At 67.0% G+C, this 23,145-nt stretch carries 25 protein-coding genes and 1 pseudogene; 18 read left to right on the top strand and 8 right to left on the bottom strand.

The window, feature by feature from the left end; genetic code table 11:
• From K338_RS0112645 to K338_RS22485, 4 genes are all read right to left on the bottom strand, one after another.
• A complete protein-coding gene (locus K338_RS0112645; RefSeq protein ID WP_022918534.1) occupies positions 1-1,380 on the bottom strand; it encodes an ABC transporter substrate-binding protein in 1,380 nt (459 codons plus the stop codon).
• A gap of 56 nt (positions 1,381-1,436) precedes the next feature.
• Positions 1,437-2,351, bottom strand: a complete 915-nt coding sequence (locus K338_RS0112640; RefSeq protein WP_022918533.1) for a carbohydrate ABC transporter permease — start codon at positions 2,349-2,351, stop codon at positions 1,437-1,439.
• Entirely contained in the window at positions 2,351-3,283 is a 933-nt protein-coding gene (locus K338_RS0112635; protein WP_022918532.1) for a carbohydrate ABC transporter permease, read from the bottom strand. Before K338_RS0112635 ends, K338_RS0112640 begins: the two co-directional genes overlap by 1 nt.
• Positions 3,284-3,470: 187 nt before the next feature.
• Positions 3,471-4,979 (bottom strand): DNA recombination protein RmuC, encoded by a 1,509-nt coding sequence (locus K338_RS22485; RefSeq protein WP_157612396.1) that lies wholly within the window; start codon positions 4,977-4,979, stop codon positions 3,471-3,473.
• 221 nt (positions 4,980-5,200) lie between these two features.
• On the opposite strand from K338_RS22485, the gene K338_RS0112625 reads away from it, so the two are divergent.
• The 5 genes from K338_RS0112625 (at position 5,201) to K338_RS22480 (ending at position 9,355) form a co-directional block, all read left to right on the top strand.
• Positions 5,201-6,052, top strand: a complete 852-nt coding sequence (locus K338_RS0112625) for an ABC transporter ATP-binding protein (RefSeq protein ID WP_040653837.1) — start codon at positions 5,201-5,203, stop codon at positions 6,050-6,052.
• Entirely contained in the window at positions 6,022-7,623 is a 1,602-nt protein-coding gene (locus K338_RS0112620; protein WP_022918529.1) for a hypothetical protein, read from the top strand. The genes K338_RS0112625 and K338_RS0112620 overlap by 31 nt, the downstream gene beginning before the upstream one ends.
• Positions 7,624-7,659: 36 nt before the next feature.
• The gene (locus tag K338_RS0112615) at positions 7,660-7,947 is read left to right on the top strand and encodes a DUF1905 domain-containing protein (protein ID WP_022918528.1); all 288 of its coding nucleotides are present in this window, start codon (positions 7,660-7,662) and stop codon (positions 7,945-7,947) included.
• Between the two features lie 66 nt (positions 7,948-8,013).
• A complete protein-coding gene (gene ychF / locus K338_RS0112610; protein WP_022918527.1) occupies positions 8,014-9,099 on the top strand; it encodes a redox-regulated ATPase YchF in 1,086 nt (361 codons plus the stop codon).
• Between the two features lie 7 nt (positions 9,100-9,106).
• Positions 9,107-9,355 carry a nucleotidyltransferase family protein gene (locus K338_RS22480; protein WP_211218233.1) on the top strand — a complete coding sequence of 83 codons (249 nt, stop codon included), beginning with the start codon at positions 9,107-9,109 and terminating at the stop codon, positions 9,353-9,355.
• A 150-nt stretch (positions 9,356-9,505) separates the two neighbouring features.
• Here the strand turns inward: K338_RS22480 and K338_RS0112600 are convergent, their stop codons facing one another.
• Positions 9,506-10,516: a zinc-binding alcohol dehydrogenase family protein gene (locus tag K338_RS0112600; protein ID WP_022918526.1), complete on the bottom strand. Its 1,011-nt coding sequence runs from the start codon at positions 10,514-10,516 to the stop codon at positions 9,506-9,508.
• 70 nt (positions 10,517-10,586) lie between these two features.
• On the opposite strand from K338_RS0112600, the gene K338_RS0112595 reads away from it, so the two are divergent.
• The 4 genes from K338_RS0112595 (at position 10,587) to K338_RS0112580 (ending at position 11,878) form a co-directional block, all read left to right on the top strand.
• The gene (locus tag K338_RS0112595) at positions 10,587-10,928 is read left to right on the top strand and encodes a winged helix-turn-helix transcriptional regulator (RefSeq protein ID WP_027286790.1); all 342 of its coding nucleotides are present in this window, start codon (positions 10,587-10,589) and stop codon (positions 10,926-10,928) included.
• 23 nt (positions 10,929-10,951) lie between these two features.
• The gene (locus K338_RS25170; RefSeq protein WP_022918524.1) at positions 10,952-11,095 is read left to right on the top strand and encodes a type II toxin-antitoxin system YoeB family toxin; all 144 of its coding nucleotides are present in this window, start codon (positions 10,952-10,954) and stop codon (positions 11,093-11,095) included.
• 151 nt (positions 11,096-11,246) lie between these two features.
• The gene (gene vapB, locus K338_RS0112585; protein WP_027286789.1) at positions 11,247-11,468 is read left to right on the top strand and encodes a type II toxin-antitoxin system VapB family antitoxin; all 222 of its coding nucleotides are present in this window, start codon (positions 11,247-11,249) and stop codon (positions 11,466-11,468) included.
• A complete protein-coding gene (locus tag K338_RS0112580; protein WP_022918522.1) occupies positions 11,459-11,878 on the top strand; it encodes a PIN domain nuclease in 420 nt (139 codons plus the stop codon). The genes vapB and K338_RS0112580 overlap by 10 nt, the downstream gene beginning before the upstream one ends.
• A gap of 191 nt (positions 11,879-12,069) precedes the next feature.
• Here the strand turns inward: K338_RS0112580 and K338_RS0112575 are convergent, their stop codons facing one another.
• Positions 12,070-12,996, bottom strand: a complete 927-nt coding sequence (locus K338_RS0112575) for a helix-turn-helix transcriptional regulator (protein ID WP_022918521.1) — start codon at positions 12,994-12,996, stop codon at positions 12,070-12,072.
• Between the two features lie 138 nt (positions 12,997-13,134).
• Between K338_RS0112575 and K338_RS22475 the strand changes: the two are divergent.
• The 6 genes and pseudogenes from K338_RS22475 (at position 13,135) to K338_RS0112545 (ending at position 18,301) form a co-directional block, all read left to right on the top strand.
• Positions 13,135-14,160: pseudogene (locus K338_RS22475) on the top strand (zinc-dependent alcohol dehydrogenase family protein).
• Positions 14,157-14,933 (top strand): dihydrofolate reductase family protein, encoded by a 777-nt coding sequence (locus K338_RS22470; RefSeq protein WP_157612394.1) that lies wholly within the window; start codon positions 14,157-14,159, stop codon positions 14,931-14,933. Before K338_RS22475 ends, K338_RS22470 begins: the two are co-directional and overlap by 4 nt.
• A gap of 23 nt (positions 14,934-14,956) precedes the next feature.
• Positions 14,957-15,700, top strand: a complete 744-nt coding sequence (locus tag K338_RS0112560; RefSeq protein WP_211218232.1) for an SDR family oxidoreductase — start codon at positions 14,957-14,959, stop codon at positions 15,698-15,700.
• Between the two features lie 527 nt (positions 15,701-16,227).
• A complete protein-coding gene (locus K338_RS0112555) occupies positions 16,228-16,860 on the top strand; it encodes a class I SAM-dependent methyltransferase (protein ID WP_022918519.1) in 633 nt (210 codons plus the stop codon).
• 645 nt (positions 16,861-17,505) lie between these two features.
• Positions 17,506-17,703 carry an abortive infection family protein gene (locus tag K338_RS26620; protein WP_425413844.1) on the top strand — a complete coding sequence of 66 codons (198 nt, stop codon included), beginning with the start codon at positions 17,506-17,508 and terminating at the stop codon, positions 17,701-17,703.
• 205 nt (positions 17,704-17,908) lie between these two features.
• Entirely contained in the window at positions 17,909-18,301 is a 393-nt protein-coding gene (locus K338_RS0112545) for a hypothetical protein (protein WP_157612392.1), read from the top strand.
• Between the two features lie 40 nt (positions 18,302-18,341).
• Here the strand turns inward: K338_RS0112545 and K338_RS24550 are convergent, their stop codons facing one another.
• Positions 18,342-18,797 (bottom strand): excisionase, encoded by a 456-nt coding sequence (locus K338_RS24550; RefSeq protein ID WP_022918516.1) that lies wholly within the window; start codon positions 18,795-18,797, stop codon positions 18,342-18,344.
• Positions 18,798-20,137: 1,340 nt separating this feature from the next.
• On the opposite strand from K338_RS24550, the gene K338_RS22460 reads away from it, so the two are divergent.
• The 3 genes from K338_RS22460 (at position 20,138) to K338_RS0112520 (ending at position 22,774) form a co-directional block, all read left to right on the top strand.
• Positions 20,138-20,932, top strand: a complete 795-nt coding sequence (locus K338_RS22460) for an alpha/beta fold hydrolase (protein ID WP_022918514.1) — start codon at positions 20,138-20,140, stop codon at positions 20,930-20,932.
• Between the two features lie 200 nt (positions 20,933-21,132).
• A complete protein-coding gene (locus tag K338_RS0112525; protein ID WP_022918513.1) occupies positions 21,133-22,062 on the top strand; it encodes an RluA family pseudouridine synthase in 930 nt (309 codons plus the stop codon).
• 118 nt (positions 22,063-22,180) lie between these two features.
• Complete coding sequence (locus K338_RS0112520; RefSeq protein ID WP_211218231.1) at positions 22,181-22,774, top strand: GNAT family N-acetyltransferase; 594 nt, start codon at positions 22,181-22,183, stop codon at positions 22,772-22,774.
• On the opposite strand, the gene K338_RS22455 is transcribed toward K338_RS0112520, so the two are convergent.
• Positions 22,758-23,129: a helix-turn-helix domain-containing protein gene (locus K338_RS22455; protein WP_022918511.1), complete on the bottom strand. Its 372-nt coding sequence runs from the start codon at positions 23,127-23,129 to the stop codon at positions 22,758-22,760. The two genes, K338_RS0112520 and K338_RS22455, sit on opposite strands and share 17 nt — an antisense overlap.
• Positions 23,130-23,145 lie beyond the last annotated feature (16 nt).

The following is a 23,145-nucleotide window of genomic DNA, read 5'->3' as shown; positions in this document are numbered from 1 at the left end:
TCAGCCTTCCACCCGCTCTTCGTAAAGTGGCCGGATCCGGTCGATGGCTGGCTCGAGTGTCTCCTGCATGGCTGTCAGTGTGGACTCCGCGTCGCTGCCGCCCGAGTAGACCGCCTCGATCGCGGTGATCGCCTCGGGTACGCACTCCGGCACGTATCGGCGCACGATGTCCGGGCCCTGGGCGATCTCCAGCTGGTCGAGAGCCACCTGGTAGTTGGGGTTCTCCTCGGCGCGATGTCGGACCTCGTCCGACTCCAGGGCGTCGGTCGTCGTGGGCAGATAGCCGGTACCGAGCGTCCAGTCGACTGTTGCGTCGCCGGTGCAGAGGAACTTCAGCACCTCCCAGGCGGCTTGCTTCCGCTGCTCGGAGGCATAGCGGAGGATGGAGAGCCCGCCGCCACCGGTGGGCACGCCGGTGGTGACCTGCTGCGGCAAGAAGCCGCAACCGTACTCGAACTCGGCGGCCTCGTCGATGCCGGTCAGTGATCCGGTCGACTGGGTGAGCGTCGCGGCCACGCCGGAGATGAAGTCGCCGGAGGTGTCGGAGGCGAGGTAGCCGAGCCCGTCTTCATGGATGAACTTTCGGTCGTACTCCAGGGCGGCAATGGTCTCCTCCGCGGTCAGGAGCAGGTCCAGGCCGTCAGAGTATCCGCCGCCGAATGCCCAGGTGGAGCCCTGGAAGTACCAGTCGTCGGTACCCGCATAGGCACGCATCGCGACGTCGGTACCGTTCGCCCGGTAGCCCTTGAGCTCCAAGCCCCACTCGCGGAGCTCCTCGTAGGTCTCCGGTGCCCGGTCTGGCAGGCCAACGTCGGCGAAGATGTCTCGGTTGAAGTAGAACAACGGCGTGGACCGGCCGAACGGAACCCACCAGACGTCGCCCTTCACCGTGCCCTCGGTGATGAACTGTTCATGGAAGGCCTCGGTGCTGAAGGAGTCGTCGAAGTAGCCGGTGAGCGGTTCCAGGGCCTCGTTGAGGTAGAACCGGTTCCAGACCACGTCGCTGAGTACAGCGATGTCGGGAACCTGCTGGGCCTGCAGGCTCGCGGCGAGCTTGGACTCGACGTTGTCGTAGCCCTCGAAGATCTGGATCTCGCAGAAGATGTCGTCTTGTGCCTCGTGAAAGGCGTCCACGTTGCGCTGCAGGACCTCCGCATTGTGCGAGGTCCAGTTGCTCCAGAAGACGACTCGCTGACGGTCCTTGAACTCGTCCGGGATGTCACCGCTGGGTTGGTCGTACACGGCGTCCTCGTCGGCACCGGTGCCGCCGTTGAAGCACGCTGCGAGGGCTGGTGAGGACGCGGCAAGCAGGCCCGCACCCAGGGCCTGTCGGCGAGTGAGTCGCCTCCGGTCGTGACGGAGCGGTCGTTCGCGTGTCATGTCTCTCCTTGAGTGTCTGCTGTGGATGGTGGCTAGGAGATCTGCGTCGCTTCCTGTCACCGGCCGCCGCCGGCTGCGGCCCCGGTGAGTCCGGTGACGATGTAGCGCTGGGCGAAGAGGAAGACGAGCAGCATCGGCAGGACGACGATCAGCGTCCCGGACATGAGCACGCCCCAGGAGGTGAGGCCGTCGTTTGCCTTGAGGTACATCAGTCCGATCGGCAGCGTGCGCATGTTCACCGAGTTGGTGATGATCAAGGGCCACACAAAGTTGTTCCACTCGTCGATGACGGCGACCAGGCCGACGGTGGCGATGGCGGGAACGGACATCGGCGCCACGAAGGAAGCAAGCTTGCGGAAGTGACCGGCGCCGTCGAGCTCAGCTGCCTCGAACACCTCCCCGGGCAACGTCAGGAAGTGCTGTCTGAGCAGGAAAGTGCCGAATGCGGATGCGACGCCGGGGAGGATGAGGCCGGCGTAGGTGTTGATCAGGCCCATATTGCCGATCGTGATGTAGTTGACCAGGAGGGTGACGTGGCCGGGCACCATCAGTGCGCCGAGCATCACGAGAAATAGGCCCTTCTTCCCCGGGAAGGGCAAGAACGCGAACGCGTAGGCGGTGAACACGGCGAGCACGACCTTGGCGGCCGCACCGACGGCCGTGACGAGGAGCGAGTTCTTGATGAAGGCGCCGAACGGTGCAAGCTCCCAGGCCGTGGACAAGTTGGCCCAGGTCAGCTCTGAAGGAAGGAACTTCATCGGCCAGGCGTAGATCTCGCCGTTGGTCTTGAAGGCGGTGGTGACCAGCATGTAGAGGGGAACGATGAAGACCAGCGCGGTGGCGACCAGCAGCAGGAAGGCCCACCAGGTGCGGCGCAGCCTGATCTTCGGCCGGCCGGCACGCGCACCGGTGCTCGGAGGCGACGCGGCTGGGCTGTCTGTGGGTCGCGGGCGGACCGTGGTGGTGGACATCAGTAGTGCACCCTCCTCTCCACGAATCGAAACTGCAGGACGGTGATGCACATGAGGATCACGAACATCACCGTGCCGGCCGCTGCTGAGTAGCCCACGTTGGAGCGGTTGAAGGCTTGGTCGTAGATGAACCAGCTCAGTGTGGTGGTAGCGGAAGCGGGGCCGCCCCCGGTCATCACCGCGATGATGTCGAATGCTTGGAATGCGCTGATCGTCTGCGTGATCACCAGGAAGAATGTGGTCGGGGACAGCAGCGGCAGAATGATTCGGCGAAAGAGCTGCCAGCGATTTGCGCCGTCCAGGCGGGCAGCCTCAAGCACGTCTGAGGGCATTCCCTGCATCCCAGCCAGGTAGACGATCGAGACAAACCCGACGCCTTTCCAGATCGAGACGATGATCAGGGCAGGCAGCGCCCAGCTGGCATCGGTCGTCCAGGCCGGCGACGAAAGGCCGACAGCGTTGAAGACTACCCGCGCAAGGCCGTAGTTCTGATCGAAGATGAACAGCCAGACGGCTGCGATGGCCGCACCGGCGATGACGTGCGGCGTGAACACGATGCCGGTGACCACTGTGGTGCCCGGAAGCTTCATCGAGAACAGTGAAGCCAGGGCGATGCCGAGCACGAGGCAGACGCCAACGACTACGACAACCCAGATGAGGGTGATTCTCAGGACACCGAGGAAGGTGCCGGAGGTGAACATCTGGATGTAGTTCTCCAGCCCGATGAACAGAGGTGCCGGACTGATGAAGTCCCAGCTGGTCAGGCTGAGGTAGACGTTCTCCAGCACCGGCCAGTAGGCGAAGACCGCAATGAGCGCCAGGTTTGGGAAGGCAAACAGCGCGAACAGGGCTACACCGCGCCGGTACCGCCGGCGGTAAGCCGTCGACACACGCTGGTGCGAACGTCCCTGGGAAACGACGAGATCTGGCACGCGGACCCTCCTTCCACACAGCACCGTTGCCCTAGAGCGAGCCAGCAGCGGCAGACGTCAAGCACGCTAACCATGGCGAGGAGGGGGCAGGTGAAGGTGCTCTTAAGAGCGCGCTTTGGTCAAGAAGGGAGCAGTTGTGCAGCCCGGGACCGGCTGGACACAGGCGCCGGATCGCTCCCGCGCAGGTTCAGCTTCCGGTACCGCGCTCCGGCCCGACGTCGCTGTCGCCGCCACCTGCCCAGTGCGCGTCCCGCGCTGCCCGGTCCGCGTCCTGCGCCGCCCGGTCCACCAGGGTCGCCAGCTCCACACCGTGCACGTCCTCCTTCTGCGCCGACACGGCCAGCACCTCCAGCGGCGGGGGAGCAGCCAGGTTCGGCTCCAGACCCTGCAGCGCGGAGAACCGCCGCGCCTGGGTGACCAGCTGGGAGTCCAACGAGGCGTTGAACGCGTTGTATGCCTCGACGGTGGAGTTCAGCCGCTTGCCCAGCGTGGTCAGGTGCTTGCCGAGCGTGCCGAGCCGCTTGTGCAGCTCTCGACCGACGGTGAACACCTGCTGGGCGTCCTCGGCGAGCCGCTCCTGACGCCAGGTGTAGGCCACAGTACGCAGCAGCGCCACCAGGGTCGCCGGCGTGGCCAGCACCACGTCCTGGGCGAAGGCACGCTCCAGCAGGCTCGGGTCCTCCTCCAGCGCCGCGTTCAGGAACACCTCGGCCGGCAGGAACATCACCACGAACTCCGGCGTGTGCGGCACGTGCTCCCAGTACGACTTCGAGCCCAGGGAGTCGATGTGCTCGCGCACGTGCCGGGCGTGTGCTGCCAGCCGCTTCGCACGGACCTGCTCGTCGGTGGCCTCCATCGCCTCCAGGTAGCCGTTGAACGCCACCTTCGCGTCCACCACCACGTGCTTCTGACCGGGCAGGGTGACGACCAGGTCCGGGCGGAGCGGGCCGTCGTCGCTCTGGTAGGTGGCCTGCTCCACGAAGTCCACGTGCTCGACCATCCCCGCCGACTCCACCACGTTGCGCAGCTGCAGCTCGCCCCACCGGCCCCGCACCTGCGGTGCACGCAGTGCGCTGACCAGCTGGCTGGTCTCGGTGCGCAGGTGCTCGGAGGTGGACCGCATCGCCTGCACCTGCTCGGACAGCGCCGCATGCGCGGAGAGGCGCTCCTTCTCCGCTGTGGTCATCTCCTGCTTGACCTCCCCGAGCGTTCGGGTCAACGGTTCCACCAGGTGCCGCACCGCCTCCTCCCGCTTGGCCAGCTCGGCCTCCGACTGCTGGCGTGCCAGCGCCCAGCGCTGCTCTGCTTGTTCCAGGAACGACGTGCTGGTGCGCTCCAGCAGCTTCGCCGAGAGCGCCTCGAACTCGTCGCTGAGCCGCTGGGTGTCCGACTTCAGCTCGGCGACCCGCTCGGCCGCTCGGCGCTGCTCGGCCGCCAGCTCCCGTTCGTGCGCGGCCTGCTGCAGGTCGGCGCGCTCGTCCGCAGCCCGCTCCGCAGCGACCAGCTCGCGCTGGTGCGCCTCTGCCTCGGCGGCAAGCCGTTCGGACAACCGCGCGGCCTCCGCCCGGGCCGCCGCCACCTGCTGCGCGCTCGGACCACCGGTGGCGTGACTACCGCGCCGGGTGAGCACGACCCCGCCGACCCCGCCCAGAGCAAGGCCCAGCAGCAGTCCGCAGATCAGCCAGATGATGTCCATGGCCACAGCGTGCCAGCCAGCACTGACAGTGAGCCGCGGGCCTTCGTGGGTTTCGCTCGTGTGCTCAGCGCCCTGCTGAGGTTCTCCGAGGACGTCGACGCGCTCGGTCATGACTGACCAGCGGGCCGTCCATCTCCTCCGACCGGGGGAGACGGACAGCACCACGATCTCCCTCCCGAGGCCGATCCGGCCTGACCCAGCCCCCGCATAGGGTGACGCACATGAGTGAACTGCAAGGCCCGCCGTCGCCGGCCGGCATGCCCCAGCAGCCCGCGCCGGCTCCGGTGAGTCCGCAGCCGCCCGACCTGGATGCGGCGATCTCCATCCGCAGCCTGTGGAAGCGGTTCGGGCAGAAGACCGCGGTGGCCGGTATCGACCTGGACGTGCCGCGGGGCAGCTTCTTCGGCTTCGTCGGCCCGAACGGCGCCGGCAAGACGACCACGCTGTCGATGGCCACCGGGCTGCTCCGACCCGACTACGGCACCGTCGCCGTGAACGGCAAGGACTTCTGGGCCGACCCGGCCGCCGGCAAGGCCCAGCTCGGCATCCTCCCGGACGGGGTGCGCCTGTTCGACCGGCTCACCGGCGCCCAGCTGCTCACCTACGCCGGACTGCTGCGCGGGATGGACCGGGAGACGGTCACCACCCGCACCCAGGACCTGCTCCGTGCGCTGGACCTGACCGCGGACGCGAAGACGTTCGTGGTCGACTACTCCGCCGGGATGACGAAGAAGGTCGCCCTGGGCTGTGCGATGATCCACGCCCCGCGGGTGCTGGTGCTGGACGAGCCGTTCGAGGCGGTCGACCCGGTCTCCGCAGCGAACATCCGCGACATCCTCGCCGGGTACGTCCGCTCCGGGGGCACCGTGATCGTCTCCTCGCACGTGATGGACCTGGTGCAGCGGATGTGCGACCACGTGGCCATCATCGCCGCCGGACAGATCCGCGCCGCCGGCACAGTGGACGAGGTCCGCGCCGGGGCCAGCCTGGAGGACCGGTTCGTCGAGCTCGTCGGCGGCCGTCAGCACACGGAGGGACTGGAATGGTTGCGCACCTCGTCCGACTCCGCCTGACGCTGCTGGCCAACACGTTCCGCAAGAGCGTGTGGCAGGCGATCGGGTTCATCCTCGGCGCCCTGTATGCGCTGTTCGTGGTCTCGATGGCGGTCATCGGTGCGGTCGCCGGGGGTGGCGTGGATGCGGTGGTCGCCGGGCAGGTGATCATCGTGGTCGGTGCGCTGGTGGTGCTCGCCTGGTGGCTGGTGCCGGTGTTCGCCTTCGGCGTGGACGCCACCCTGGACCCGCAACGGTTCGTCACCTTCGGTATCCCTCGCCGCTCGCTGCTGGCCGGCCTGGCCGCCGCAGGGCTGACCTCCATCCCCGGGGCGGCCACGCTGCTGGCCGGCGCCGGGGTGGCGCTGGCCTGGTGGCGCACGCCGCTGGTGCTGCCGTTCGCGCTGCTCGGCTCGGCGCTGGCGGTGGCGCTGTGCGTGGTCGGTTCCCGCGCGCTGACCACGGCCCTGGTGCCGCTGCTGGACTCGCGCCGCTCCCGCGAGGTGCTCACCGTGGCGGCGCTGGTGCCGATCGTGATGATCGGGCCGATGATCTCCACCGTCGCGCAGCGGTTCGACGGCGGCACGATCGATGCCGAGGAGGTGCGGGCTGCGCTGGCGTCGATCGGCGGTGTGCTCGCCTGGACCCCGTTCGGGGCTCCCTGGGCCATCCCGGCCGCAGTGCACGACGGCGCCTGGCTGCTGGCTCTGGCCCGTCTCGCTGTCGCTGTGGTCGCCCTGGGCGTGGCGTGGCGGGTGTGGGACGTGACCCTCGCCCGGTCGCTGGTCACCCCGCCGACTTCCACCGCGCGGGGCGGCAAGGCCAAGGGTCTCGGCTGGTTCGACCGCGTCCCCTCCACCTCGACCGGGGCTGTCACCGCCCGCTGCCTGACGTACTGGTTCCGCGACCCGCGCTACTCTGCCTCGATCGCGATCATCCCGCTGCTGCCGATCGTGCTGGCCGTGGCCGGTGGCGGGATCGGTGGTGGCGAAGGAGGGTCCAGGTTGCTGCTCGTCCTGGCGCCGTTGACCGGGTGGATCCTGGGCTTCGTCATCTCCGCCGACATCGCCTACGACCACACTGCGTTCGCACTGCACGTGGCCACCGGGGTGTCCGGGCGGGCGGACCGGACCGGCAGGGTGGTGGCACTGAGCGTGCTGTCGGTACCGGTGCTGGCGATCTTCCTGGTCGGGTCTCTCGCAGTGAGTGGGCGATGGGACCTGGCGCCGATGCTCGTGGGCCTGACCGCCGGGCTGTTCGGGATCACTGCCGGGGTGTCCTCGGTGACCTCAGCACGGCTCATCTACCCGGCGGTCAAGCCTGGCGACAGCCCGCTGCGCCAGCCCCAGGGTGCGGTGCTGCCGACGATGATCGCGCAGGGCATCGGTTTCGCGGCCGTCGTGGTGCTGGCGCTGCCGGTGATCGTGACCGCGATCCTGACGATCGCCGTCTCACCTGTGTTCGGCTGGGTGACGTTGCTGCTCGGTCTGGCCTGGGGCGTGGCGGTGTGCCTGCTGGGGATCCGGTACGGGGGCCGGTGGTATGACCGGCGCACGCCCGAGCTGTTGCAGCAGGTGGTGGCCCAGGACTGAGCGGCGTGCGTCGGGTGGCGCCGTAGACTCATCCGGATGGAGTGGGAGCTCGACGGCGAGATCATCGAGTGGCGCGGCCCGGCGCCGTTCTACTTCGTCGACATCGATCCGGACACCTCCGCCGAGATCAAGGATGCGGCCCGGGGTCTGGAGTACTGGGGCCAGGTCGCAGTGGAGGCGCGGATCGGGCGGACCCGGTTCGCCACCGCGCTGTTCCCGAAGGACGGACGGTATCTGCTTCCGGTGAAGGCGATGGTGCAGCGTGCGGAGGGAATCGGTGCGGGTGACGTGGTGGGGGTCTGGCTGGCGCTGCTGCAGCGCTGAGCGGGACCCGCCGGGGGAGGGCCGGCGCGTCCGGACCGGTCCGTTCCGCCCGTAGACTGGACTCCCGTGGCCCTGACTATCGGTATCGCTGGCCTGCCCAACGTGGGCAAGTCGACGCTCTTCAACGCCCTCACCCGCGCGACCGTGCTCGCGGCGAACTACCCGTTCGCCACCATCGAGCCGAACATCGGGGTGGTGCCGCTTCCCGATGAGCGCCTCGGCCGGCTCGCGCAGGTGTTCGGCAGCGAGAAGGAGATCCCGGCGACCGTGTCCTTCGTGGACATCGCCGGCATCGTCAAGGGCGCCAGCGAGGGGGAGGGGCTGGGCAACAAGTTCCTCGCCAACATCCGCGAGGCGGACGCGATCTGCCAGGTGACCCGTGCCTTCGCCGACCCGGACGTGGTGCACGTGGACGGCAAGGTCTCCCCGGCCGACGACATCGAGACGATCAACACCGAGCTCATCCTTGCCGACCTGCAGACGTTGGAGAAGGCGCTGCCGCGGCTGGAGAAGGAGCTGCGCGGGAAGAAGATCGAGCCGCAGGTGCTGGACACCGCCAAGGGTGCGATGGCGCTGCTGGAGTCCGGGCAGACCGTGTCGGCCGGTGCGGCTACGGCCGGGCTGGACCCGGAGATCCTCGCCCAGTTCCAGCTGCTCACCGCCAAGCCGTTCATCTACGTGTTCAACACCGACGACGAGGGGCTGGCCGACGAGGCGATGCAGGTCCGGCTGCGCGAGCTGGTCGCCCCGGCACCGGCGATCTTCCTGGACGCGAAGTTCGAGGCCGAGCTCGTGGAGCTGGAGCCGGAGGAGGCCGCCGAGATGCTCGCCGAGACCGGGCAGAGCGAGTCCGGTCTGGACCAGCTCGCCCGCGTCGGGTTCGACACCCTCGGGTTGCAGACCTACCTGACCGCCGGACCGAAGGAGTCCCGTGCCTGGACCATCGGGAAGGGCTGGAAGGCGCCGCAGGCGGCGGGAGTGATCCACACCGACTTCGAACGCGGCTTCATCAAGGCCGAAGTGGTCTCCTTCGAGGAGCTGATGGACGCCGGGTCGATGGCGGAGGCCAAGTCACGCGGCCAGGTGCGCATCGAGGGCAAGGACTACGTGATGGCTGACGGCGACGTGGTGGAGTTCCGCTTCAACGTGTGATGCTCCGGTGCCATCGACGCAGGCGCGACCAGCCCCAAGCTGTTCGGCTCCGTCGCGCGGCACCGCGTACTCGGGGTCGGACATCGACATTCTCGTCGAGATGGATCCTGCGGACGGGAACCTGCTGATGCGGGCCTCCGGTCTGATGGAGGAGACGCGAGCACTGTTCGGTCGCGACGATATCGACGTGTTCCCTGTCCAGCTTCTCAAGCGCCCGGTCTCGGACTCGGCTCTCGCGGATGCGGTCGCCCTGTGAGGCGCGACCCTGCTCAGCGGATCACTGACGTTCTGGCAGCGATCGAGCGCTGCGAGCGGTATGTCGCTGCTCTCGGCGGGGCTCCGACTGGGTCGCCGGAGTGTCCGGCACTCCAGATGGCTGTACGTACCGGAACTCGGCGTTCTGCTCTCAGGACGCCCAGTCATGGAGCACGATCTTGCCGAGAGTTCTGCCGCCCTCGATGAGCGCATGCGCCTCTCGGAGCGTTTCAGGCGTGATCGGTGAGAGTGAGCGGGTGACCGTGCTCCGTAGGCGCCCTGTGTCGACGAGGTCGGCGATCGCGTTGAGCAGGCGGTGCTGCTCGATCATGTCGGCGGTGCGCTGGACGGGGCGGGTGAACATGAGCTCCCAGTGCCACGTGATGCTCTTAGCCTTCAGCGGCGACACGTCTCGGGGTCCGTCATCGATGGCGGTGATCTGGCCGAACGGCCGCACGATGTCCGCGTACGTCGGGATCTGCTCGTCCGAGTGCGCGGTGAAGAGCCAGTCGACTCCCTGTGGCGCGATCTCCTGCACCTGCGAGGCGAGATCGAGGCGGTGGTCGATCGTGTGCTCCGCGCCGAGCTCGGTGACCCATGCTGCGCGCTCTGCATCCGACGCGCTCGCGATCACCGAGACACCGGGCAGCAGCGCCTCAGCGAGCTGGACCACGGCGGAGCCGACTCCGCCGGTGGCTCCGACGACGAGCAGGGTGCCATTGCTCTCCTGGGTCAGGCGGAACCTGTCGAACAGCGTCTCCCACGCGGTGATCGAGGTGAGCGGAAGTGCAGCAGCTTCGGCGAACGACAGTGACGCCGGCTTGCGTCCGACGATGCGCTCATCGACGGCGTGGAAGCGTTGGTTGGTACCGGGGCGGTCGATCGACCCGGCGTAGAAGACCTCGTCGCCGGGAGAGAAGAGCGTCACCTCGCTGCCGACACGTAAGACGACGCCCGCGGCGTCGAAGCCGAGAACGCGGAACCCTTCGGAGGGTGCGCTGGCCCGGAGCTTGACGTCGACCGGGTTCACCGAGACTGCGCGCACCTCGACGATCAGATCATGAGGAGCCGGATCCGGCATGTCGACGTGACGAGAGAGGATGCTGGCGGGATCGGAAGCGGGAAGGTTCTGCTCGTATCCCAGAGCGATGTTGGTGTCCATACCGCGATGGTTCCCCATCGACCCTAGTTACCCGCAAGGCACGCTGGTTCCTATCGGGTACTGTCGGAGCATGGCGACGACGACTGACTCCTGCGATCGTAACGACGTGTACGCCGCGATGTGCCCGTGCCGGGACATGCTCGACCTGCTGGCGAGCAAGTGGAGTGCACTCGTGATCGGTGCGCTCGAGGATGGGCCGCGAAGGTTCGGACAGCTCCGGCTGAGACTGGAGGGTGTCAGCCCGAAGGTCCTGTCCCAGACGTTGAAACGCCTGGAGGATCGCGAGCTGATCACCCGCACGGCCTATGCCGAAGTGCCCCTGCGCGTCGAGTACGAGCTGACGGAGCTGGGTGCTGGCGCTGCGGTGCCGTTGAAGCACCTTCGCGACTGGGTGGAGAGCAACGCCGCCTGACTGTCTCCGTCGGTCCCGCCCGCATGGCCTGTGGTGTCACTCGGCGCTCGGATGCGCAGCGTTGGCTGCAGGGTGCGTGGTCGCGGGGCACCGCCAACGAGCGTCGGCTGGTCCACCACGTTGTGGACGACGACCTCGTCATCCTGCAGGCCCGATACCACTATTGACCGGATCGCCCGTCGGGGTCCCGATATCGGTCTGGCTCTCAGAGGTTGGTCTGTCACGGAAGTCGGTGGAGTTCCGCTTCAACGTGTGATCGTTACCCCGGCAGGCATGGAGCGATATCATGATGTCATCCGGCTGTGGAGGGTGGTCACCATGACGAACGTGCTGATTCGTGGACTCAGCGACGAGACGGTCGCTCGGATTGATCGGAGTGCCGAGGAGTTGGGCCTATCCCGGAACGAGTACTTGCGCCGCCGTCTCGAGGGGGACGGACCCCGTCCGGCGGCGAAGGTCACAGAAGAGAGCTGGAAGCGATCGGCGGAGGTTCTCGCCGACCTCGCCGATCCGGACATCATGGCTGACGCATGGCGCTGACGAACTGGCTCATCGACAGGTCCGCGTACGTGCGGATGCAGTTGGGGCAGGCAGCGGACGCCGAACAATGGAACTCGCGAATCGAGCGAGGTCTCGTGCGGGTGTCGACGATTACGAGGCTTGAGATCGGCTTCTCTGTGCGCACTGGTCAGTCCGGCCGCATGATCTTCGACATGCCTCCGCTAGTGCTGATGCCAATCGAGCACCTCACGCCCGCTATGGAGGACCGAGCCTTCGAGGTGCAGATGCTCCTTGCCGACCGTGGCCAGCATCGCGCTCCGTCCATCCCGGATCTGCTCATCGCAGCGACCGCTGAGAAGGCCGGACTGACGGTACTGGCCGTTGACAAGGACTTCGGCCTCATCGCCGAGATCACCGGTCAGCCCGTGGAGACGCTCTCGCTGGTCTGACTCCTCGAGGTCGTGCTGCCAGGTCATGAGACGGCCGTACGTGCCGGAACGTGGTGGAGTTCAGATTTTCAACCTGACATCTCGGGCTGAGCACGAGGATTCCAACGGACAGAGCGCACGTCCGGGACCACGATCTCGGCCCTTCCGGCACCACATCGTCCGCGAAAGCACAAGTGTCGGTGCCGACGCCGCTACTTGTTGCTGTCTTGTGCCTCGACCGATGCTGAATTGCGAAGACCGCCATCGGTGGTGCCGTACTCGCTGGCGGCCCAGGAGGCCAGCAGCTGCATGCGGTCGGCGGACGAAGTGTCGGGCTCAGCAGTGTAGATGGTCAGCGTCAGACCCCGCTCGGCCTCCAGGTTCATACCCTCGTAGGCCAGCGTCATGTCGCCGATCACCGGGTGGTGGAAGGTCTTGAAACCGGAGCCGTGGTGGCGGACGTTGTGCTGGCCCCAACGTGTTCGGAACTCGTCGCTGCGGGTGGAGAGTTCGCCGATGAGGTCGTGGAGGTCCTTGTTGTGCGGGTCGCGGCCGGCCTCGGTGCGCAGGATTGCGACGGTGATGTCGGCGAACCCCTCCCAGTCGGGGTAGAAGATGAGGGCACGCTCGTCGAGGAAGGCGTGCCGGGCAATGTTCGGCGGCTGTCCGTGGGCACGCCCGGGGCTGTCGAAGACGTCGCGGTAGAACGCCCGCGCCAGTGTGTTGGCCGCGAGGATGTCCATGCGGCCGTTGCGCACGAATGCGGGTCCACCGGTGACGGCGTCCAGGATCCACCGCAGGCTCTCGTGCGGCGTCCAGTGCTTCGGGCTGCGACGCCGGTGTGGGCGGGCAACGGGACTGGCGGCGTGGGCGAGGTCGAGCAGGTGGGCGCGCTCGGCCTCGTCGAGCCGCAAAGCCGTGGCCAGGGCTTCGAGCACCTCCGGGGACGCGCCGCCGATCTGGCCGCGTTCGAGCTTGGTGTAGTACTCGACGCTGATGCCGGCCAGCACGGCGACCTCGGTGCGGCGCAGGCCCTTCACACGCCTGTTTCCACCCCCGGGAGGCAATCCGACGTCGGCGGGGCGGATCCTTTCGCGCCGCGAGGTCAGGAACTCGCGGACCTCGGCTCGGTTGTCCATGCGCGCAACGGTAGATGAGCCAGCCGGGGGCAGGGAGTCTCTCGCGGTACCCCTATCTGCTGGGACTCCCACGACCGGTGGATCAGTGGTGCACTGGAGGAACTGCATCGAAGGATGACGGTGAAAGGAGCCACCACCATGCGCGCAGTCAGCATGGACGCCCCCGGACAGGTCAGCGTCACCGAGCGTGAGGACCCGAGGGTCATCGAACCGACCGACGCGGTCGTCCGCCTGACCGCGAGCTGCATCTGCGGGTCGGACCTGTGGCCCTACCGTGGCGTCGAGCTGGCCGACCACCTACTGATGGGACATGAGTACATCGGCGTCGTCGAAGAGGTCGGTTCCGAGGTACTAACTGTCCAGCCCGGTGACTTCGTCGTCGGGTCCTTCGTCATCTCCGACGGCACCTGCGAGCTGTGTCGCTCGGGGTATCAGTCGAAGTGCGTGAACGCTGAGTTCGTCCACGGCACCATCGGTACCCAGGCCGAGCGTGCCCGCATCCCCTACGCCGACGGCACGCTGGTAGCCACCCCCGGTCAGCCGGACGACGACCTCATCCCTTCGCTGCTGGCGGCCTCCGACGTGCTCGGTACCGGCTGGTTCGCCGCCGACGCCGCCCAGGCGGGTCCTGGGAACACCGTCGCCGTTGTAGGTGACGGAGCGGTCGGCCTGATGGGCGTGCTTGCCGCCCGGCAGATGGGCGCGGAGCGGATCATCGCCATGTCGCGTCACGCCGACCGTTAGGCGCTGGTGCGCGAGTTCGGTGCCACCGACATCGTCGAGGAGCGCGGCGAGGCCGCCGTCGCCAAGGTCAAGGACCTAACGAACGGACTCGGTGCAGACTCGGTCATCGAGGCCGTCGGCACCCAGGAGTCCTTCATGCAGGCCATCCATTCGGCCAGGGGAGGCGGTCATGTCGGTTTCGTCGGCGTCGCCCACGAAGGCGTGCATCTGCCGATGGACGAGGTGTTCTTCGCCGAGGTCCACCTCCACGGCGGCCCCGCCCCGGTGCGCCGCTACCTGCCGGAGCTGATCCGGCTCATCTGGGACCGCACGATCGATCCCGGCAAGGTCTTCGACCTGACTCTGCCGCTGGATCGGGCCGCCGAGGGCTACGCCGCGATGGCCGAGCGCACCGCAATCAAGGTCATGCTCACCCCATGAGCCACGACACGCAGACAACGAGAGGAAATAGCAGTGACTCGCCCCTACGTCATCATCCACACACGCACACTGCCATCGACGGCAACATCAACACCATCGACCAGCCTGGGTTTCACGCGGGCAGCCAGCACTACCAGGACATCGCCCTGACTCCGGGTAAGCAGAAGTTGGACATCGACGCCTACCTCAACGGCAAGATCTCGACCGAGGACAACATCACCCACTACCGGGGCCCCGACGTCGACGAGAACGCCGCCCCGGTTCCGGACGGCGACTTCAACGCTGCCCAGGATGCGGAGATGTACTACGTCTCGATCGACCCGCGAGGAGAGCTCGCCTGGGAATCCAACAGCTTCGGCTACGGTGGCGTGCCCGCCCACGTGATCGAGGTCCTCACCGAGGCTGCGGGCAACGCGTACAAGGACTTCTTGCGTCGCCAGGGGATGTCCTACATCATCGCCGGCAGCGAGCAGATCGACTACGGGGTGATGCTGCACAAGTTGGTCGGGTTCGGCATCGAACGGCTCATGGTCGGTGGCGGGGGCACCATCAACTGGTCGTTCGTCCAGCAGGAACTCGTGGACGAGGTCAGCATGATCCTCGCCCCGGTCGCCAACGGCGACCCGGAGGCACCTCGCTTCTTCACCGCCAAGGAACCCTACAGCTCGATCCGGGACACCCAGTTCGAACTCACCCACGTGGAGAACTTGGGGCAGGGTGTGGTGTGGCTGCGCTACATCCCGGACACCAAGGACGGAATGGGAGGCTCATGAGTACGGCAGATTTCTCAGGGAAGGTGGCCTTCATCACCGGGGCCGGCGTCGGCATCGGACGGGCCACCGCGCTGGCCTTCGCCGATGCCGGAGCCGACCTGGCACTGGCGTCCATCGGGGAGACGGACCTGCTGGAGACCGCCCGCTTGGTCGAGGAGCGAGGACGTCCTGCCCACGCCGTTGTCTGCGACGTCGCCCGCAGCAGCGACATCGCCGCAGCCGTGTCCTCGACCATCGAGAAGTTGGGACGGCTCGACGTCGCGATCAACAACGCCGGCATCGAGCAGCCCCCGACCCCGCTGGCCGAGACGACCGAGGAGGACTGGAACCGCCTGATCGGGGTGAATCTGACAGGGGTGTTCCTGTCGATGAAGTACGAGATCCGGGCCATGAGCTCTGGTGGCGGCGGATCGATCGTCAATCTCTTCTCCGGTGCCGGCGTCGTCGGCATCTCGGGCCAGGCCGCCTACGCGGCGACCAAGCACGGCATCATCGGCATGACCAAGTCCGCAGCCCTGGAGTACGCAGCAGACGGCATCCAGATCAACGCGATCTGCCCCGGCATCATCGATACCCCGATGATGGGCCGCTTCTCCGGCGGCACGCCCGAGGGCCGGGCCCGCGTCATCGCCCAAGAGCCCATCGGCCGCATGGGCAGGCCCGAGGAGATCGCCTCCGCCGCGCTCTGGCTCGCCTCGGACAACGGCGGGTTCACCATCGGCCACGCCCTCGTCGTCGACGGCGGCCAGACCGTCGGCATCAGCTGACACTGGGCTGACGATCGACCCGATCGCCCATCTGGGAGTCCTAGCCGGTTTGGCAGGAGAATCCGTCTCGGGCGACGAACTGAGGGGTGGCGTGGCGATGCCCGCCTTGTTGGGCTCCACGCCATAGAAGGCGAGTTCGAGGACGCCCAGCAGTTGGCGGAGGTCTTCCCGGACGGTCCTCGCCTGGTCGAAGCCCGAGCATGAAACCCGGCGCATCGACCACAACCTGGTGGGCGGGCCCGCTGCCGTTCACACCGGAGACCCCCCACATGCCAACCCTCACCCCCCACTGAGGTCGCCTACGTCGCCGCCGCACGCACCAACCAACAGGCCGAAGTCGCCCGCCTGGCCGTACTCGTCGACACCGAGCAGGAAACCCAGGAGGCCTGCCTCAACGCCCCGCCATCCTGCACGACCACGTCGCCCTTGTCCGCTCGGTAGCTGCTTCACCTGGCGTGGTCGAAACATGATCGAGGAGCGCGGTGCAGCGAGGGCAATGCCATCCCTCGGTTCAGTACGGTTGAGGCATGACGGATCAGAGCATGGCGCGCATCGACGGGGTCCAAGCGGCCTACGGAGCACGGGCCGCCGAATACGCTGGTGTTCTGGGCACAGTTGAAAGCCTCGCCGACGCCGACTTGGAGTTCGTCGCGGGATGGGCAAAGAACATCGAAGGACCGGTGCTCGACGTGGGATCCGGGCCCGGTCAGTGGACCCAGTACCTCAACGGCTTAGGCGTTCCTGCTACCGGCATCGACCCAGTTTCCGAATTCGTCGAACTCGCCCGAACCGCATATCCCGATGTCACCTACGAAGTGGGTCGCGCCGAGAACACACGCCAGGCCAACGGATCTCTTGGCGGTGTTCTCGCCTGGTATTCCTTGATCCACACAGAACCGTCTGAAATTGGGAAAGCTCTCTGCGAATTCCACCGGATCATCCGCCCCGGTGGTGGCCTCGCGCTCGGGTTCTTCGAAGGACCCGAGCTCGAGCCCTTCGAACATGCCATCATCACCGCCTGGTACTGGCCGATGGAGCGGCTGGCCGACGCAATCGAAGCCGTCGGCTTCACCGTCACCCACACCGAAGTACGTACCGATCCTGGAGCACGGCGGCACGGCGCGATCAGTGCGCTACGCCACCAAGGTCCGCTGGCTTAGATCTGCCGAACTCGGTGCCACTCGCGCGGCACAGTTAGGGAGTGCGTTGCGGAACCGATCGCGAATTGCAGAAGTGCAGGCCCATATCTAGACCTGCGCGAGGGCGTTCCTGCGTAGCGTTCTGCTGTGACGCACGCAGCGGCAACCTCATTGCGGCCACGTTTACGCAGATCCTCCACTAGCGGCCTTCCCGACCTCCCCGTGAAGGCTGCCGGGCTGACCCCATACGTCCCAGGCTCGATGCAGAACCGAAACAAGGTCGAGAGGATCGCAGAGGCTGGACGGTCGGTGTGGCGCGAGTCATCTCGTGGGCGGCGATTCGTGGAAGAACTGCTGAGTGTGTATCGAGCCGATGGGGTGTTTGCTGACTCAGAGTTGGGTATGGAGAAGACCGCGCTGAGGAACGCCTTGCGTGAGCGTGGTTGGGCACTCGACGACGAGGGACGTCTCGAACCACTGCGAGAGATCCACCTCGAAAGTAGGCGACCGGCATGCGCTGAACGACCAACTCAATCGGCTTCGTCGAAACACTGAAGATGCGGCTCTTCTCCTGGGGCTGCCAAGGAACTGCTCGAGTCTGTGGGCAAGTTCGTACTGGAGGAAGGCCATCGCCTGCCGAACCGCAGGTCGGACTTCCCCGAGATCATGACCCTCTCCATGGAGCAGTTTGGTGTGCTGCCAGCGCAGGTTGACGCCTCTACGGCGGGCGGGAAGCAAGTCCGCAAGGTCTACCAAGCCGTCCGGACCGTGATTGATGCGGTTAACGACCTTCGGAACGCTCACGGAACGGGCCATGGCCGGACGCTGCCCACGGGGTCAGTGTTGAGGCCGCACGTTTCATGATTCGGCAAGCAACGATGGTGGCCGAGATGCTCCTGGCCACCCACGACAGGCAGTCAGGACGCGCGTGAGGCCGGAGGGCTCTCGCTCTCCATCTCGCGACGGTGCTGCAGCCTCAGTGACATGACTGACTTTGGGACAAGCGGAGGCCTGCCCGATTGGTTCTGGCGTCCGTGACCGAAGTCCTGCGCCATGCGATACTAGGGCAGTGAGTGATGGGCTGACTGCGCGCACGCGCGACCTGGAGGCGTCCTACCCGGGATTGCGGTTCGAGGCCGGTTTCGCAGGGGCGGTGCCGGTGCAGGCCTGGGGGAGCGTTCCATCCGGGGACCGCTTCTACTTTCGCTGGCGCGGTCGCAGGGCCGGGCTCACGGTGGGCCCGCCGGCACGCGTACAGCCGCCCACGGCTGCGCAGCTGATCGAGCGCATCACCGGTGAGGTGGCCGAAGGCGAGGTCGGGGACGCCCAGCAGCTGGCGGAGGTGTTCCCGGACGGTCCTCGCCTGGTCGAGACGACACCGGTGGATGACAACCTGGATGACGCCGTGGACGTGTTCCACATCCTGTACCTCAAGCACCAGCTGGAGCGTCGCCACCAGTGATCCTGCGGTCCATCACCCGTCAGGGAAGGCACCCCGTAGGCTACTCAAGTTCCGAGGTCTCGGCGATGGACTGCGATTGGCGTTCGTGAAGCTCATCCCGGAGTGCCAGCACATCAGCCAGGCGTAGGCGGGGACGTGTAGCTCCTGAGGCCACGGGAGTGAGTTCACCGGCATCGAGTAGCTCGACGACTTCCGCATGGCGTAGTCCCAACAGTTCGGCCGCCTGAAAGGTCGTGATGATCTCCGGCACGGAGATGATCGAGACGGCTCGACCCTCTGCGAACGCCGAGGCAGCAAGAAAGAGAACCTCGACGAGGTCAGCGGGAAGTTCGACCTCGTCGCTCCCGTCGTTTGTTGAGAGCCTCAATGGGGCAGTCTCGCTCTGCTCCGGGTCTGATCTCGACGAACCTGCAGCAGCCACCACTGCGCGGTACAGCTCAGCATCTGAGTCGACAGGCATGATGAATTCCGGCCAGGTCGAGTCCAACGGCTGCATTTCCGAGTCCTTTCGTGTCCGCTGTCAGGCTAGCGCGACAGCTCTGGTCCAGACAGCCGAAGAGCCCGCCAGGACGTTGCTGGCGGGCTCTTGGCGAGACTTCTCAGTTGGCGGTGACCTTCTGGGTCATCGATCCGCTCATCGCACGCCAGAGGACTGGTGAGGCCACAGCGGAGGCAACCAGCGCGCCCAGGGCCGCGACCAACCACGGGTTGGCGAGGAAGCCAAGGCAGGTGATGACCAGCCAGCGGCACGCGAGAGTCCTGGGCCACCCAGTAGCGGTCGTCGTCGACGATCCCCTCGAGGCCCTGGACGGTCACGGGCTGGCTCCATGAACTCAGGGTTCTCGGAGCCCTGCCCTCCTGGCGTAGGTGTTGTGTCACTGCAAGCAGTAAGAGCGCCCAGGCCTACGATCCCGGCTACTCCGATAGCGGCGGTCTTCTTGACGATGTTCTTGATGATGATGGTGGTGTTGTGCACCTTGGGGTCTCCTTGTGTGAGTGGTGGGCCACCAGGTCTGGCGACCCGAGCCACGTCTGTGGCTCACCGGGTACCGTGTCGGCTGCCGTTCGGCACACAAGGGTTTTGGCGAAAGACTTTTGAAATCGCTCTGACCAGGAACGATGCAGGGAGGAGTCGGTGGGTGTCCCTCGCCAACTGACTCCGCGACAGGGCCAGTTCGCCCCCCGGAAAGTGATCGGAACCGCTGGGAACCGGTTCCGGCGGTTCCCAGCGATTCCCAGCGGTTCCCAGCGGTTCCCGCGGTCAACCGGGATGGTTATCCGTCCGCCACGTTGTCTTTGAGCCCGTGGGGGCAGACTGCGCTACGTAACCCAATCTCAGTGGACGGGCGGCGTGCGTGCCCGCAAGACTTTGGCTGCTTGCGTAAGACTTTCTCTCGCTGTTCGAGGAAACCCTTGCGGTAGCAGCTGAGGGCGTGAGACCTACCGGTGGTCTCCGTCGACTGGTTTTCAGGGCCCGGACGAATCACTCGAGCCCGAACTCTTCGGTCGGCAGGCTCGAGCTGTACCGAAGGAGCGTGAAGGCTGGCGAGCTATGGCCTGCGGACTTGCTGATGACGGGCAGGCTCCTGGTGGGAGCATGGACGACGACGTCGTGCCCGTCGTGGCGCAGCGGCAGTGTTCCGCCCGACACCGTCCGTCGATCCCGTGACGAGGCGACGAGGAAGACGACACCATGGCTGACGCATGGCGAGTGACGGGCTGGCTGATCGACAGGTCCGCACGTGGTGGGCGACACGGACCGGCGTGACGTGATCGCTTCGGTGCGCCATGATCGGATCGTCTGTCAGACCCACTATCGGCGTTGGGGTGAGTGGAATGCTGGCTGCGCTGGGGTGCAGTGGGGGCGAAGCTGCTATCGCGGTGACCGATCTCGGCGGTGATGGCCCGCCTGTGATCCTGCTGCACGGCCTGGCCGGGAGCTCCCGGGAGATGCTGCCGACGGCACACGCGTTGCGGGACGCGTTCCGCGTGCTGGTCGTCGACCAGCGCGGACATGGTGCGAGCACGAGGCGACCGGCTGACGTCTCGCGCGAGGCGTTCGTCGCCGATGTCGTGCGTGTGCTCGAGACACACGCGTCGGGGGAGCGCGGCATCCTCGTCGGTCAATCGATGGGAGCGCACACCGGGTTCCTCACCGCTGCGATGCGCCCCGATCTCGTCGATCGGCTGGTGATGCTCGAAGGGCACGTAGCCGGCAGCGACGACCCGGGCGAAGCCGCGCGGCTGGGAGAGTTCTTCGCCTCGTGGCCCGTACCGTTCGCCGACCGGGCGCAGGCACGTGCCTACCTCGGGACGGCGCCCATCGCCGACGCGTGGGTCGCCGACCTCGAGGCGACGTCCGACGGGCTGTGTCCACGCTTCGACGCCGACGTCATGCAACGCACGATCGAGGCCGTGCATGTACCCCGCTGGGCAGAGTGGGAATCGCTCCCGACGCCGACCCTGGTGATCTTTGCCAAGCGCGGGATGTTCAGCGACGCCGAGAAGGACGAGCTGATCCGCCGCCGCCCCGAGACCGAGCGGATCGACCTGACCGGCGGGAGCCATGATGCCCATCTTGATGCCCTCGAGGAGTGGACCGGTGCGCTCCGGCGATGGTTGGTGCCATGAGGCGTCCCGGCCCATCCGTCGTCGCGCCGCAGCCCCGGCCGGACAGGGCGGAGCGCCAGAGGGACTGCGCTGGGCATCGTCCGCCGAGGTCTGCGGGCAGGTCGTCGACATGGTCATGCTGTCGTCTGCGTGGTGGAGTGACGTGAGTGGCTGAGGTACGCGGTGGTCGTAGCCGGGAGCAGGCGCGCGGATGCGGATCGGTGACCGTCCGACCGGCCGGCACGATCACGGTCGACAGCGAGCATGCCGGGCGGCGAGTGGACAAGTTCTTGCGCTCCCGGCTCAAAGGTGTGCCGACCGGGTTGTTGTTCCGGCTCTTGCGGCAGGGAAAGCTGCGCATCAACGGGCGCAAGACGACACCGAACTATCGCCTTCAGGAAGGCGATGTCATCGACGTTCCCAGGCTGCAGACCGCACCCGCCCGTCTGCCGGCACGGACAGTACCGTCGACTGTGATCGAGCAGCTGAGAGATGCCGTGCTCTACGAGGACGAAGACTTCCTGGTCGTGGACAAACCGGCCGGTGTGGCGGTCCATCAGGGCACAGACGTCCCCGCCGGTGTGATCGAAGCATTCCGCCAGCTGCGCCCCGATCTTCCGGAGCTGGAGCTCGGTCACCGTCTTGACCGCGACACCTCGGGGGTCCTCGCACTGGTGAAGTCTGCCTCGATGCTGCGGTACATCCACCAGCTGCTGCGCGAGCGGGAAGCGGAGATGGAACGCCACTACCTGGCCCTCGTCGCTGGCAGCTGGCGTGCCGAGACCAACGTCGTGGCCGCGCCACTGCGACGCCGTGAGGATCGCGTGGTCGTCGACGCCGACGGTCAGCACGCTGTGACCCGCGTCTGGGTGCAGCAGCGGGTCGGAGCGCGGGCGACCGTCCTGAACGTCCAGCTGGTGACCGGACGTAAGCACCAGATCCGTGTCCACCTGCGGCATGCTGGTCACCCCATCGCCGGCGACGACCGCTACGGTGACCCGATCTTCAACCAGCAGGTGGCGAGCATGGGCGGCACCGGGCTCTACCTGCATGCCGCCAGGTTGGTGATCCCTAGACCCGACGGTTCGCCCCTGTCCATCACAGCGCCGATGCCCCAGCGATGGGCCGAGCTCCTGACCGCGCGCTGGTGACCGACAGCGCCGACGAGCACGGACCGGCACCCGGGCTCACGACCGGTCCGGTGTGCTGCGTGCCGTAGTCCGCGGGCCGCTGCTCGAACCACCCCGTCCCACCGGTAGCGTTCTCACCGTGGAGAAGCAGCAGCCGAGGCTGACCTGGACGTTCCGCCCACTGCGCCGCGAGGACTTCGATCAGCTGCGTGCGTGGCTCTCGGATCCGGTGGTGGCGCGCTGGTGGAACCACGACACCAGCGATCAAGGCCTGGAGCGTGACTTCGGACCAGGGATCGACGGCCTCGAACCGGGTGAGGACCTCCTCGCACTGCACCAGGACGTTCCCGCAGGTGTGGTGCAGCGCTGCCGGCTCGCTGACTACCCGGAGTACGCCACCGCGCTAGCAGCGGTGCTGCCGTTGGACCCGCACGCCTGGACCGTGGACTACCTGCTCGGGGCCGCTCACCGTGGCCAGGGACTGGGTAGCGGGATGCTTCGCACCGCCGTCGACGACCTTCGGCACGACCACCCGGAGGCCACGGAGCTCGTCGTCCCGGTCCCGGCCGGCAACGAGGTGTCCTGGCGGCTGCTGGAGTCGGCCGGGTTCACTCGCGTCGCCGAAGGTGATCTCGACCCGGACAACCCCGCCGACCCGCCGTTGCACTACGTGTACCGGCTCCGGCTCAGCCCTGGCCGTGCAGCCGCGTCCGTGATCAGGTCGACGGCGTGATCCGGCAGGGTGTGGCGAGACGCACCAGCCCGTAGCGCTGGACGTTCTGTGCGACGGTGGCATCCCACTCGTCCAGCACCTCGGTACCGACCAGCGGGCGATCCAGCGGCCACGTCTGCATCCCGCGCCGGTCGCGTTCTTCGAGGACTGCCAGCAGCAGGCTGACCTTGGTGGGGAAGTGGTAGAGGACTCCTTGCTGGGTCATGTCGATCGACCGGCCGATCGCCGCCAACGACGCCCCGCGGTAGCCATGGTCGCTGAACGCCTCCGTGGCGGCACGGCCGCCGGCAGCACCGCCCGGGCAGAGGGCTGCCGCGGTGGTGTGTTCCGCAGCGGACGTGACGTCTGGTCGCACGCACGCCTCCTGGTGC

Source organism: Ruania albidiflava DSM 18029 (genome assembly GCF_000421225.1).
GTDB lineage: Bacteria > Actinomycetota > Actinomycetes > Actinomycetales > Beutenbergiaceae > Ruania > Ruania albidiflava.
Note: the sequence above shows the minus strand (reverse complement) of the source record. Positions and strands in the feature narration are given on the sequence as shown.

Excerpts from the sequence above, each read along its gene's own strand:
- K338_RS0112625 (WP_040653837.1), top strand. The coding sequence starts at position 5,201 with ATGAGTGAACTGCAAGGCCCGCCGTCGCCGGCCGGCATGCCCCAGCAG.
- K338_RS22470 (WP_157612394.1), top strand. The coding sequence starts at position 14,157 with ATGAGCCACGACACGCAGACAACGAGAGGAAATAGCAGTGACTCGCCC.
- K338_RS0112600 (WP_022918526.1), bottom strand. The coding sequence starts at position 10,516 with ATGGACACCAACATCGCTCTGGGATACGAGCAGAACCTTCCCGCTTCC.
- K338_RS0112620 (WP_022918529.1), top strand. The coding sequence starts at position 6,022 with ATGGTTGCGCACCTCGTCCGACTCCGCCTGACGCTGCTGGCCAACACG.
- K338_RS0112575 (WP_022918521.1), bottom strand. The coding sequence starts at position 12,996 with ATGGACAACCGAGCCGAGGTCCGCGAGTTCCTGACCTCGCGGCGCGAA.
- K338_RS0112580 (WP_022918522.1), top strand. The coding sequence starts at position 11,459 with ATGGCGCTGACGAACTGGCTCATCGACAGGTCCGCGTACGTGCGGATG.
- K338_RS24550 (WP_022918516.1), bottom strand. The coding sequence starts at position 18,797 with ATGCAGCCGTTGGACTCGACCTGGCCGGAATTCATCATGCCTGTCGAC.
- K338_RS0112640 (WP_022918533.1), bottom strand. The coding sequence starts at position 2,351 with ATGTCCACCACCACGGTCCGCCCGCGACCCACAGACAGCCCAGCCGCG.
- K338_RS0112615 (WP_022918528.1), top strand. The coding sequence starts at position 7,660 with ATGGAGTGGGAGCTCGACGGCGAGATCATCGAGTGGCGCGGCCCGGCG.
- K338_RS0112555 (WP_022918519.1), top strand. The coding sequence starts at position 16,228 with ATGACGGATCAGAGCATGGCGCGCATCGACGGGGTCCAAGCGGCCTAC.
- K338_RS22485 (WP_157612396.1), bottom strand. The coding sequence starts at position 4,979 with ATGGACATCATCTGGCTGATCTGCGGACTGCTGCTGGGCCTTGCTCTG.
- K338_RS26620 (WP_425413844.1), top strand. The coding sequence starts at position 17,506 with ATGACCCTCTCCATGGAGCAGTTTGGTGTGCTGCCAGCGCAGGTTGAC.
- K338_RS0112645 (WP_022918534.1), bottom strand. The coding sequence starts at position 1,380 with ATGACACGCGAACGACCGCTCCGTCACGACCGGAGGCGACTCACTCGC.
- vapB (WP_027286789.1), top strand. The coding sequence starts at position 11,247 with ATGACGAACGTGCTGATTCGTGGACTCAGCGACGAGACGGTCGCTCGG.
- K338_RS22460 (WP_022918514.1), top strand. The coding sequence starts at position 20,138 with ATGCTGGCTGCGCTGGGGTGCAGTGGGGGCGAAGCTGCTATCGCGGTG.
- K338_RS0112595 (WP_027286790.1), top strand. The coding sequence starts at position 10,587 with ATGGCGACGACGACTGACTCCTGCGATCGTAACGACGTGTACGCCGCG.
- K338_RS25170 (WP_022918524.1), top strand. The coding sequence starts at position 10,952 with ATGGCCTGTGGTGTCACTCGGCGCTCGGATGCGCAGCGTTGGCTGCAG.